Genomic DNA, 11,944 nt, shown 5'->3' with positions numbered 1-11,944 from the left:
CTCACCCCTGTTGCAGGGCGAGGAGCGCGGGGCGATCGAGGCAGCGGTAGCTGAAGGAGGGGCGCCCGACCTGGCCGTAATGGAAAGACTCCTCGAGGATACCCTGCTCGGCGAGGTACTTGAGATACTTGCGCAGCGATACCCGCGACATGCCGGTGGCCGGAATCAACGCCTCAGTGGCGAAGCTCTCCCCTCCTTGGGCCAGTGCCGCCGCGGCCACCTGGCCAAGCGTCGGCGCAGTCAATCCCTTGGGCAGCCCATCCGGGCGGCGCGGCAGCGCCTCACCGCCGGTCGACTTGAAGAGCCGGTCGAGATCGCGCTGGGCGAGACGTTCCGGCAGGGAGCCCAAGGAGCGGCGCACCTCGACACAGGCCTGGACCGCATCGCGGAAGCGTTCGAATTCGAAGGGCTTGACCAGAAAATCCCTGACGCCGAGCTGACGCGCGGCGCGCACCGTCTCGACCTCCGAAGCCGCAGTGATCAGGATCACATCGATGTCGCGTCCCTGGCGCTGCAGCTGGCGGACGATCTCGAGCCCGCTGCGCTCGCGCAGATAGACATCCAGCAACACCAGCTCCACCGCCCGCTCTTCAAGCACTGCCAGGGCGGAGGGGACGTCGGCACACTGTGCCACCAGAGTCACGCCTTCGAGACGGTTGAGATACTCCAGATTCAGGCGCATCACCATTGGGTCGTCCTCGACGATCAGGACGCGAATGAGATCACTCATGGCAGCTCCTCACTAGCGACCGACTGAGACGGGAGATAAGGCAGCGCCACCTCTATCAGGGTGCCGCGCCCGGGGCTGCTGTAGAGCGAGAGCGTGCCTTCGTGGGCCGCAATGCGCTCTTTGACCAGCGCAAGCCCTAGGCCGCGCCGGTCGCCCTTGGTCGATACGCCACGCTCGAAGACTTGCCCCTGCAGCGCCTCGTCAATGCCCGGCCCGGTATCCTGCACCTCGAGGGTCAAGAGTTGCTCGTCGAGCCCCAGGGTCAGGCCGACCCGTCGCTCTTCGCTTGAGACCAGGGCCTCGAAGGCATTCTCGAGCAGGTTGCCGATCACCGTGACCAGGGTATGGCCGAGTGCCGGATCGGCAGGGCCCGGCAGCGGGCTTGCCGCGCTAATCGTAAGCTCGATACCGCGCTCGCGCGCTTCACTGCGCTTGCCGAGCAGAAAGCCAGCTAGCACCGGATCATGGAATTCATCGCCCAACGCCGACGAGGAGGCCAGGCGGTCGTCGGCCAGCTCACGCAAATAGCGGCGCAGCGAGGCCAGATCGCCGAGCTTTGCCAGGCCCGTGATCACGTGCAGCTTGTTCTTGAAGTCATGGGTCGAGGCGCGCAGCGCTTCGGCATAGCGCTTCACGCCGGTGAGCTCCTCGGCAAGTCGCGCCACCTCGCTCTTGTCACGCAGTGTCGCCACCGCGCCGATCACCTCACCCAAGTGACGGATCGGAACACGGTTGACCAGCAGTACCTGGCCATTGATCAACAACTCGCCATCCAGCACCGGACGCAAGTCGGTCAGCACCTTCGGCAAACCGGCGTGGGGTATGTAGTCGGTCAATGGCGTACCCAGCGGTGGCTCGCCAAGCCCGGCCCGGGCAAACAGGGCGCGTGCCGCCTCGTTGGCAAGCGTTATACGCCCCTCGCGATCCACCGCCAGGATACCCTCGTGCACCGAGGCGAGCATCGCCTGGCGCTCCTCGACCAGCCGCGCGATCTGATGCGGTTCCAGTCCCAGCAGCACACGCTTGATATAGCGGGCAAGCCAGCCGGCGCCGAGGGCGGCCGCCAGCATCAGTATCGCGATACCAAGCCACAACTGCCTGCGATGCTGCTCGAGCGATGGCAGCAGCGAGGCCAAGGTCACCCCCACGGACACCGCTCCGATTACCTCGCCCTGCTCGCCGACCACCGGTGCGAAGCCTCTGATACTGGTGCCCAGGCTGCCCTGGGAGCGCGAGGCGTAGTGACTCCCCGCAAGCGCCGGCCCTTCGTCGTCACCCTGAAATCGCTGGCCGATCAGCCGCGGCTCGGGGTGAGTGAGACGCTGCGCAACGGGCGTCATGACCACGATGAAGTCAACCTCCAGCACGCGCCGCAAGCCATCGATATCACGCTGCAGCACGCTCTGCGCATCGCTTGATTTCGGCATGTCCGAGGCGAGCACGGCGCGTACCTCGGACATGCCGGAAACGACCCGGGCAAGGTCAGTGACCCGCGTCGCTTCGGCCTGCTCGAGTACGCTGCGCTGCTGGGCGGCGAAGAGCCACAGCGCTAGCCCCAGCGACAGCACGATCATCACTGCCACCAGCAGCGAGATCAATACGTTCAAGCGGGGTCGTCGGGCATTCAAAAGAGATGACACGCACGATTCCTGTTGAGAGACACTTGTTAGACCTTGGTGGCATTTCCACTTGGCGCACGCTGTGCCGCCAAGGCAGCGTTCGTTTTCAATAACTTCAAAACGCTTAGTTAAGTTTGCAAAGCTTGGCTCATCGGCGCTGGCGCTTATTCTCGCTCACCACGCTAGTGAATACCGAATGATGGGACGCCACTCACACTGGCCGTTCACACCAGATCATGACGCCGTCTCTAGCATACCGCAGGCGGCAGGAGGAAATGCATGAGCAACGCGAACGACACCGCGACGCTGGTCGCCAATTCCCGCCATAGCCTGCCGCGTATCGCCGGCATGCCGATGCCGGCCTTCGGCATGCTGAGCGTGGTGCTGTTGACTGCCATCTACACCGACAATCTGCCCGCCGGGATGATCGGCGGCCTGCTGACCATGATGGTGCTGGGCGAACTGCTGGGCTTCGTCGGTGATCGCCTGCCGATCGTGCGCACCTACCTCGGTGGTGGGGCAATCCTTGCCATCTTCGGTGCCGCCACCTTGATGTACTTCCCGGTGATGCCGGCAAGCGTCGGCGAGAATATCACCCAGTTCATGCAGGGCGGTGACTTTCTCAACTTCTATATCGCCGCACTGATCACCGGCAGCATCCTGGGCATGGATTCCAAGGCACTGGTGACCATCGGCACTCGCTACTTCATGCCGATCATCGGCGCAGTGCTAGGCGCCATGGCGCTGGCGGCACTGTTCGGCACCCTGGCAGGTTTCACCCTCAGCGATGCCGTGGTGGTGATCACCCTGCCCATCCTGGGTGGCGGCATGGGCGCCGGCGCGGTCCCGATGAGCCAGATCTACGAGCAGATGCTCGGCCAACCGGCAAGCTACTACATCTCGCTGCTGGTGCCAGCCCTAGCGCTGGGCAACGTCTTTGCCATCGTCTTCGCCAGCCTGCTGGCCAAGCTCGGCGATCGCTACCCGAGCCTGACCGGAAATGGCCAGATCATGCCCGGCGTCAAGCTCGAGGAGCGTCGCCAGGAGCTCGATATCGCCGCCATGGGGATCGGTGTGATGGTGGCATTGGGCTTCTACATCGGCGGTCAGATCATTGCCGACCTGATTCCGCTGCACCCTTACGCACTGATGATCATCGTGGTCGCGCTGTTCAAGATCTTCGGCCTGGTGCCCCAGACGCTGGCCGACGCCGCCACCCAGTGGTACGGCTTCGTGGCCCGCAACTGGACCTTTGCCCTGCTGTTCGGCATCGGCGTGGCCTATACCGACCTGGGCACGGTGATCGAGGCGCTCACCCCCGCCTATGTGCTGATCGTCTTCGCCGTGGTGGCCGGTGCCGCGCTGGGGGCTGCCCTGCTCGGCAAGCTGGTCGGTTTCTATCCCATCGAGTCGGCGATCACCGCCGGGCTATGCATGGCCAACATGGGGGGTACCGGTGACGTGGCGGTGCTCTCCGCGGCGCGACGCATGCAGCTGATGCCCTTCGCACAGATATCCTCGCGGCTGGGGGGTGCCCTGATCCTGCTGATTTCGGGGCTCGGCGTGCCATTGCTGTTCGGCTGAGACAGGCCTTCCGCCAGCCATGCGCACCAGGCCCGCCTCTCTTGAGGCGGGCCTGGTCTTTTTTGCCGGGCCCTGAGTGTGCCGGCTCAGCCCTCCTCGTCGTCGGCCAGGTCACGCCCGAAGGCTCGCCACTGGGCAAGCGTCATCACCTCGGTGGTTTCAGTCTGCAGATCATGCGCGATGATCAACTCGCCACGCTCCAGTTGGCGCTTGAGCTCTTCGACCCAGCCGCCCATGCCCGCACCGGTATCGGTGGTGTCGTAGCCCTGGCGAGTGACGAAGGTCTCGAGCAGCACCTCGAGCGTCTCGCCCGGCAGCATGCGATAGGGCACCTCGATAAAGCGTTCGCTCATGTCGTCTCCTCCCCGCTTTCCCACTTGGCAAGACTGGCCAGGAACGCCGGCTCATCGATCACGGTCACGCCCAGCTCCTCGGCCTTGGCAAGCTTGCTGCCCGCCCCCGGGCCCGCCACCACACAGGCGGTCTTCTTCGATACGCTGCCGGCGACCTTGGCGCCCAACAACTGCAGTCGCGCCTTGCCTTCGTCCCGGGTCAGATTCTCGAGCGTGCCGGTCAGCACCCAGGTCTGCCCCTCGAGCGGTTGAGGGCGTTCGCCGATCTCCTCCTCCTGCCACTCGAGGCCTACCACCAGCAGATCGTCGATGGTCTCGCGATTATGCGGCTGACGAAAGAAGGTATGCACATGCGAGGCGACCACCGGCCCCACGTCATTGACCGCCTCGAGTTCGGCCACCTCGGCGCTCATCAGAGCAGAGAGCGTGCCGAAGTGCGCCGCGAGGTTGCCGGCCGTGGCCTCGCCCACCTCGCGAATTCCCAGTGCGTAGATGAAGCGTGCAAGGGTGGTATGGCGCGACTTCTCGAGGGCCGCCACCAGCTTCTCCGAGGACTTGCTCGCCATGCGCGGAAGCTCGGCCAGGCGCTCGGCCTCGAGCCGGAACAGGTCGGCGGGAGTCTTGACCCAGTCGAGCTCGACCAGCTGGTCGATCAGCTTGACGCCGAGCCCCTCGATATCTAGCGCGCGGCGGCTGGCGAAGTGCTTGAGCGCCTCCTTGCGCTGGGCCGCGCAGTAGAGTCCGCCCGAGCAGCGCGCCACCGCCTCGCCCTCCAGGCGCTCGACGTCGGAATCGCACACCGGACATCGGCTGGGGAAGCGGATTTCTCGGGCATCGGCGGGACGCTGCTCCTTCAACACCCGAACCACCTGGGGAATCACATCCCCGGCGCGGCGAATGCTGACGGTATCGCCGATCATCACTCCCAGCCGCTCGATCTCATCGGCATTATGCAGGGTGGCGTTGGAGACCGTGACGCCCGCCACCGTCACCGGCTCAAGACGCGCCACCGGGGTGATCGCCCCGGTACGCCCAACCTGGAATTCGACGTCGTTGAGCTGGGTGATCTGCTCCTGGGCGGGGTACTTGAAGGCTACCGCCCAGCGCGGTGCGCGGGCAACGAAACCGAGTTCGCGCTGCAGTCGCAGGTCATCGACCTTGATCACCACACCGTCGATATCATAGCCGAGGTTGTCGCGCCGCTCGCCCAGGCGGCGGCAGTAATCGATGATGCCCTGAGAGCCATGCACCACCTCCAGCGCGGGGCTGCTGCGAAAACCGAATTTGCGCAGCTGCGCCATCAACGCGCTGTGGGTCTGCGCCCCTTGGTCGGGCTCGATACGTGCCACTTGGTAGGCGCAAAATTCCAGAGGGCGGGTCGCGGTAATGCGCGGATCGAGCTGGCGCAGGCTGCCGGCAGCGGCATTGCGCGGATTGGCGAACACCTTGCCGCCCTCCTCGCGGGCACGCTCGTTGAGTGTCTCGAATCCTGCATGGCTCATGGTCACTTCGCCACGCACCTCGAGAAGTTCCGGCCAGCCGTTGCCACGCAACTTGAGCGGCATTGAGCGCAGGGTGCGCAGATTGGTAGTAATGCCTTCACCGGTACGCCCATCGCCACGGGTCGCACCGCTCAGCAACACGCCATTCTCGTAGACCAGCGACACCGCCGCACCGTCGAGCTTGGGCTCGCAGCAGAACGCGAGCTGCTCGCCGTCACGCTCGAGCCGCTCTCCCAGTCGCTTGACGAAGGCGGTGAGCTCGTCGTCGTCGAAGGCATTGTCGAGGGAAAGCATCGGCATGGCATGCGCGACCTCTGGGAAGCCCGCGGCAGGCGCGGCGCCGACGCGCTGGGTCGGAGAGTCGGGCGTCACCAGTTCGGGAAACCGGGCTTCCAGCTCCTGCAGCCGACGCAGCTTGCGATCGTACTCGGCGTCGGTCAGCATCGGCTCGTCAAGGACGTAGTAACGGTGATTGGCATCGTCGATTTCGGCCCGCAGGCTGGCCGCCTCGGCAACACTTTTCTGATCGTGCTGGCTCATGCAGTGGAGAACTCAGGTCGTCTCAAGGAATGGATGTAGTGTAACGAATCCCGGGCAGCGTTGGGCAAAAACGCCATGGGCTCCCGAAGGAGCCCATGGCGAGTGCCTACTGAAAGGCAGCTCGATCAGTTGACCTGATAACGGTGCAGGCGATGACGCCGCTCGAAATCGTGCACGCGCTGACGCGCGAACTCGACGGTCTGCGCCGTCATCACGCTTCGGTTCTCATCCTTCAGCTCGCCACCCAGATGACGTACCACCACCATGGCAGTCTCCACCATGGCTTCGAAGGCGGCACTGGTATCCGCAGCACCGGGTAACGGCATCAACAAAGTGATGCCGGGCGTCTGGAACGTCTCCATCGATTCGAGCGGGAAGGTCCCCGGTTTGATGACGTTGACCATTGAGAATTGCAGCTCACTGCCGGGATCTTCCGTCTCGCAGCGGTGGAAGATGCCCATGTCGCTGCTGTACCGCAGCCCGCAAGCGAGCATGAGTTCGAGCAGTGCTGGACCGGAGAAGCCCTCCTCATCACGTGACATCACACTGATGACGATGACTTCGTCGGCATGGCTGAGCGTATCGCGAGCATGGTCGCCATTGACATCGTGGCGTAGCACTCTCTCCACCAGCGAGTTCTCGACGATGGGGCGGGGAGCCGCTTGCTCTCCGGCATGCCCCTCGACGCCTACCTGCGCATCGGCGTGGTGAACGGAATAGTGGGCAGGCTCCGCTTCGCTGCCATGATCCGCTCCGCCTGCAGGCCCGTCGGCGTAGCGGCCATCATAACGACTATCGACATGGCTCAGCCGGCCTGGCGCAAATAGCGGATCGTCATACTCCTGTGCGTCGATCACCTGCTGCTCGCGCAGGGCTGTCAGGCGTGCCTCTTCCTGCTGACGCTGCAATGCTTTTTCGGCCTCGGCCTGCTGCCGACGGCTGGCTTCTCGAGCTTCGCGCTCGGTCTTGATCCTGGCCCGCTCGAGCTTCTCCTTCTTGCGCTGCTCCTTGCGTTCGGCCATTGACTTCTTCACCGAGGCCCCGAAGCGCTGCATGGAGGCACCGGCACGTGCCGAGCGTGAACGCAGCGAATCGGACATGCCATCGAGATCAACCAGACGATAACGCTCGCCATCCTGATACTCTTCGTGATCAGCGGGATCGGCCGCGAGAGGCTGAGTGGTGTCATCCGCTTCGGGATCCATGCCATCGTCCAGTGCTGATAGCGTCGGCTCGGCGCGAGGTGTTTGCGACTCGGAAACAGGTGGCACTTCTGCCTGAACGAGCGGCTCTTCCGGCGTCTGGGACGAGGCAGGCTTAGGAGACGCATCGCGGGGAGAGGAGACTTGCTCCTTTGAGGACATTTGTTCCATCGCCGGCTCGACACGGCTTGGCTTGCTCGCCACGCCTTTATTAGCTATATCTTTTTCAGAAAGGGGGGCAGACGAGCTGATAGTGTCAGAAGGCTTTTGCGTAGGCACCACTCTTTCAGGCTCAGGTTGAGACGCAGAGGCAACCGCTGCTTGTTGAGCCGCTTCCCGGCGCCAAGACGAAAGCACCCGCGACGGCCCGGGATGCTCCTGCCGCTTGAGCTTGGGCTTCGGCGTCGGGATCACCATGTCGTGCTCTTGCGAGGTGTCACGGCTGTAGGAGGCCGGTTTGACTACGCGCGCGCCGCCATTGGGAAGTTCCCAATTGATCTCGGCTTCTCGAGCCACCTCTTCGGGGTCAGCCTCGGCTTTCACTCCGCTCTTACCATTACCGGTGCCTACCGGTGATGCGTCGACCTGATCCAGTCGAGGCACGCGACGCTGGCGCTGCAGGCGACGTACACCATCAATCACGATGATAGTCACCAGGGCTAGCCCCAGGATGATCAGCCACTCTCTTAGTTCCATGGGTCGTCTTGCCTGTGTGCTAAGGCGCCATGCCTGATAAATTGTTCGTCACCAGCATAGCGCGATTCCCAAAAAAAAGGCCACTTTTTTTGAATGTCAAGCATCTCTGATAAAACAGCGAGCTTGCTGCGCCCAGTGCAATTGCCCTTCTTGTTCCCTGTACTTCATCGGTTTGCATCCTTGTTAACCCGTTTGTGGTTTCAGTGCAAGGCGTTCATGCCTCTGCCAGTACCGCCGCCTCCTCGACACCGACCGAGACCAGGCGTGACACCCCAGGCTCCTGCATGGTAACGCCCATCAGCCGCTCCGCGGCTTCCATGGCAATTTTACTATGTGTGATATAGATGAACTGAACCGACTCGGACATCTCCTTCACGAGCTTGGCATAGCGACCGACATTGGCATCATCGAGAGGCGCATCCACTTCGTCCAGCATACAGAAGGGTGCCGGATTCAATTGGAAGATCGCAAATACCAGAGACAACGCGGTCAGGGCTTTTTCTCCCCCGGAGAGCAAATGAATCGTACTATTCTTCTTTCCGGGTGGCCTTGCCATGATGGCTACTCCAGTCTCCAACAGATCATCACCGGTCAAGGTTAGCCAGGCAGTACCCCCACCGAAGACCTTGGGAAAAAGTGTCTGAAGACCTGCGTCGACCTGCTCGAAGGTCTGCTTGAAACGGGTCCGAGTCTCCTGGTCTATCTTACGAATCGCCCGGTCGAGCGTCTCCAGAGCTTCGCTGAGTTCGGCATGCTGTGCCTCGAGATAATCGCGCCTTTCGGCCTGCTGATCGTACTCCTCGATCGCTGCCAGGTTGATGGCACCAAGCCTTCGGATCTTGTCGGCGAGCTCCTCTAGACGGGTCTGCCACTGCGATTCGGTGGCATTGGGGTCCAGCGTCTCGGCCAGCGCCTGGGCGTCATGACCCAGCTCCGCCAGCTGTTCATCCTGAGCGTCGGCCTTCAACTTGAGCGCTTGAACCTGCAGGCGTCCTTCCTGCAATCGCTCGCGCACCCCTTCCAGATTGCGTTCATGACTCTGCCGGGCCAGCTCGTCGCGGCGCAGCTGTTCGCCGAGCTCGGCGGCCTGGTCGCGACAACCATTCAATGCGCGCTCATCGCGCTCACGCTGCTCCAGCAGTTCGGCGAGGCGCTCGTGCTCGATATCCTGAGGCTCGTGAAGAAGTTCGCGCTGCTCTTCAAGGGTGATACGCTTCTCCTCGAGCCGTCCCCGCGACTCCTCTACCCGCGAGCGCTGCTGACACAGACCATCGCGCTCGGTCGTCACCCGCTGATACTCGAGGGCAAGCTGCTGAGCGCGCTCCGCCATTGGGCGCTGACGGGCCCGCAAGGCAGCCACTGCCTCCTGCCGCTCGCGACGCCGCCTTTCCAACGACTCGCGCTCGAGAGCGCTTTCGTCGAGACGAGCCATGGTCAGCTGCCATGTCTCCCGCGCCTCCTCAAGCGCAAGGGCATGGTTTTCACGCTGCTCGAGAAGCGATGCCAGCTCCTCGTCTAGCTCGGCGGCACGCTGGTCGAGGTGCTCCAGGCGGGTGGCGAGGTTCGACTCGGCAAGCGCCACCTGCTGGCGTCGTTGCTGCTGTTCGCTCTGTTGGCGTCGGCACACTTCGAGCTCCGATTCGGTCTGATGCGCCTCTTCCCGAGCCGCCTCCAGTACCATGTCCAGCGACTCGAGTTCGATGCCAAGCGTCTCGAGCTGCGCTGTCACCTCGTCATGCCGCTGGCGGCTCACCAGCAGACTGGCACCGCTATCCTCCTGGCCTTGACGGCGTGCCCAGCCCGACCCGAGCCACAAGCCATCGGTAGTGATCACGCTCTCGCCAGGCAGCAGGGTCGCACGGCGCTGCCACGCTTGCGCGGCGCTTTCAGCGGTGTGGATACCAGCAAGCAGCTGACGCGCTGCTCCAGCCCCGCTGACCTTGGTGGCCAATCCCGTACCCGCCTCGCGCTCGGCCGCTCCCTCACGCTCGTCGACCAACGACATGCCACGGCTATCGCCGCCCTGCACCAGCGTTGCCACCTCGTCCAGTCTTGCCAGGCGAGCATTGAGCCAAGGTGCCAGTACCCAGGAGACGGCATTTTCCCAACCGGGGGAGACCTGCAGGCACTCGCCAAGGCGCGATGCCTCGTCGAGGCCATGGGCGAGCCACCGCTCATTCAGCGCATCGTCGTGATCGGTCAGTGCCGCCTGAATGAGGGCAACGAGCGAGGCCAGCTCGCCATTCAGGATACTGCGCCGCTGACGCCCCTCTTCACGCCGAGACTCATGCGTCTGGATCGTGTCGCGGGCCGCATCGCGCTGCGCCAGAAGGGTCTCGTGCCGCATTTCGACGGCGTCAAGGCCGAGATCGAGTTCGCCAAGCTGTTCTCTCAGGACATGGCGCTGCTCGCGCATTTCGCGGACATCAGGCAACTCGCCCCGCTGTTGGCGACGCCGCGCGAGTGCCTTGTCGGCATCCTCGAGGGCACGTTCGAGCGAGCGCACGCGCTCCTGGGCGCGCTCGGCGTCACGGCCGGTATCGCGATGTCGGTCATGGAAGGCTTCCCACCCTTCGTTGGCAACAACCTGATACTGCTCGGCCTCCTCCAGCGAAGCCTCGAGCGTCCCCAGCGCTTCGGCAATTCCTTCTCGCTCGGGCTCCAGCGCCTCCAGTCGCGCATCGAGCAACACCAACCGTTCGCCATCCGCCTCGCCCAGCCGGTCGAGCTCGGCAAGCTCGCGGCGCGCCTCCTCCAGGTCGCGAGCCAGCTGCTGATCGCGGGTACGGGCGTGCTCCAGCTGCTGCTCGAGCCGGGCAATGGCGGAGGTAGTGTCGAAGAATTTGGCCTGGCTGGCATTGAGCCGTTCGGCCAGTTGATCGTGCTCGAGACGCACCTGTTCGAGACTCGACTCGCACTGGCGCTGCCCCAGCAGTTCCCGTTCCACCGCAGTCTCGAGATCGCGGACGCGGCTCTCCTGCTCGCCCTGTTCGGCACGCAGGGCACGTCCACGCAGCAGAGCCAGCTCGCCCTTCAGACGATGCTCTTCCTGCTTGAGCGTCTGGTAAAGCCTGGCGGCCTCGGCCTGGCGCTTGAGACGCTCGAGCTGCTTGTCGAGCTCCTCGCGAATATCGTCGAGGCGCTCGAGGTTCTCCTGGGTGCGACGCATGCGGTTCTCGGTCTCTCGGCGCCGCTCCTTGTACTTGGAGATCCCGGCGGCCTCCTCGATGGTGGCGCGCAGCTCCTCGGGGCGCGCCTCGATCAGCCGCGAGATCATCCCCTGGCCGATGATGGCGTAGGAGCGCGGCCCGAGGCCGGTGCCCATGAACAGGTCGGCGATATCGCGGCGCCGGCACTTCTGGCCATTGAAGAAGTAGGAGGATTGGGCGTCGCGGGTCACCACGCGCTTGACGGCGATTTCCGCGTACTGTGCGTAGATACCGCCCATGCTGCCATCGCGGTTGTCGAACAGCAGCTCGATGGAGGCCTGTCCCACCGGCTTGCGCCCGGTGGAGCCGTTGAAGATGACGTCGGTCATCGACTCGCCGCGCAGGGTCTTGGCCGAGGATTCGCCCATCACCCAGCGCACCGCGTCGATGACGTTGGACTTGCCGCAGCCGTTGGGCCCGACGATGGCGGTCATGTTGCCATCGAAGGGCACCGTCACTGGATCGACGAAGGACTTGAAGCCGACCAGCTTGATCGATTTCAGCCGCAT

General features: G+C 63.8%; 7 protein-coding genes. 1 reads left to right on the top strand and 6 read right to left on the bottom strand.

What is annotated here, in order from left to right; translation table 11 throughout:
- Window position 1 precedes the first annotated feature (1 nt).
- On the bottom strand, window positions 2-730 hold the full coding sequence (locus HJD22_RS00590) for a response regulator (protein WP_208654883.1): 729 nt from the start codon (window positions 728-730) through the stop codon (window positions 2-4).
- Window positions 727-2,370, bottom strand: coding sequence for an ATP-binding protein (locus HJD22_RS00585; protein WP_248730039.1), 1,644 nt, complete (start codon window positions 2,368-2,370; stop codon window positions 727-729). The genes HJD22_RS00590 and HJD22_RS00585 overlap by 4 nt, the downstream gene beginning before the upstream one ends.
- Window positions 2,371-2,628: 258 nt before the next feature.
- Between HJD22_RS00585 and HJD22_RS00580 the strand changes: the two genes are divergently transcribed.
- On the top strand, window positions 2,629-3,933 hold the full coding sequence (locus tag HJD22_RS00580) for a 2-hydroxycarboxylate transporter family protein (protein WP_208654884.1): 1,305 nt from the start codon (window positions 2,629-2,631) through the stop codon (window positions 3,931-3,933).
- An 86-nt stretch (window positions 3,934-4,019) separates the two neighbouring features.
- Here the strand turns inward: HJD22_RS00580 and HJD22_RS00575 are convergent, their stop codons facing one another.
- The 4 genes from HJD22_RS00575 to smc all read right to left on the bottom strand — a co-directional run bounded on the left by HJD22_RS00575 (window position 4,020) and on the right by smc (window position 11,944).
- A complete protein-coding gene (locus HJD22_RS00575; RefSeq protein ID WP_208654885.1) occupies window positions 4,020-4,286 on the bottom strand; it encodes a YheU family protein in 267 nt (88 codons plus the stop codon).
- Window positions 4,283-6,328: an NAD-dependent DNA ligase LigA gene (ligA, locus tag HJD22_RS00570; RefSeq protein ID WP_208654886.1), complete on the bottom strand. Its 2,046-nt coding sequence runs from the start codon at window positions 6,326-6,328 to the stop codon at window positions 4,283-4,285. Before ligA ends, HJD22_RS00575 begins: the two co-directional genes overlap by 4 nt.
- A 125-nt stretch (window positions 6,329-6,453) precedes the next feature.
- Complete coding sequence (zipA, locus tag HJD22_RS00565; RefSeq protein ID WP_208654887.1) at window positions 6,454-8,226, bottom strand: cell division protein ZipA; 1,773 nt, start codon at window positions 8,224-8,226, stop codon at window positions 6,454-6,456.
- Window positions 8,227-8,440: 214 nt separating this feature from the next.
- Complete coding sequence (smc, locus tag HJD22_RS00560; protein WP_208654888.1) at window positions 8,441-11,944, bottom strand: chromosome segregation protein SMC; 3,504 nt, start codon at window positions 11,942-11,944, stop codon at window positions 8,441-8,443.

The organism is Halomonas sp. TA22 (genome assembly GCF_013009075.1).
GTDB lineage: Bacteria > Pseudomonadota > Gammaproteobacteria > Pseudomonadales > Halomonadaceae > TA22.
Note: the sequence above shows the minus strand (reverse complement) of the source record. Positions and strands in the feature narration are given on the sequence as shown.

What these genes read in the sequence shown, in the direction of transcription:
- HJD22_RS00590 (WP_208654883.1), bottom strand. Translation starts at nt 730, where the DNA reads ATGAGTGATCTCATTCGCGTCCTGATCGTCGAGGACGACCCAATGGTG.
- HJD22_RS00580 (WP_208654884.1), top strand. Translation starts at nt 2,629, where the DNA reads ATGAGCAACGCGAACGACACCGCGACGCTGGTCGCCAATTCCCGCCAT.
- HJD22_RS00575 (WP_208654885.1), bottom strand. Translation starts at nt 4,286, where the DNA reads ATGAGCGAACGCTTTATCGAGGTGCCCTATCGCATGCTGCCGGGCGAG.
- ligA (WP_208654886.1), bottom strand. Translation starts at nt 6,328, where the DNA reads ATGAGCCAGCACGATCAGAAAAGTGTTGCCGAGGCGGCCAGCCTGCGG.
- zipA (WP_208654887.1), bottom strand. Translation starts at nt 8,226, where the DNA reads ATGGAACTAAGAGAGTGGCTGATCATCCTGGGGCTAGCCCTGGTGACT.
- smc (WP_208654888.1), bottom strand. Translation starts at nt 11,944, where the DNA reads ATGCGGCTGAAATCGATCAAGCTGGTCGGCTTCAAGTCCTTCGTCGAT.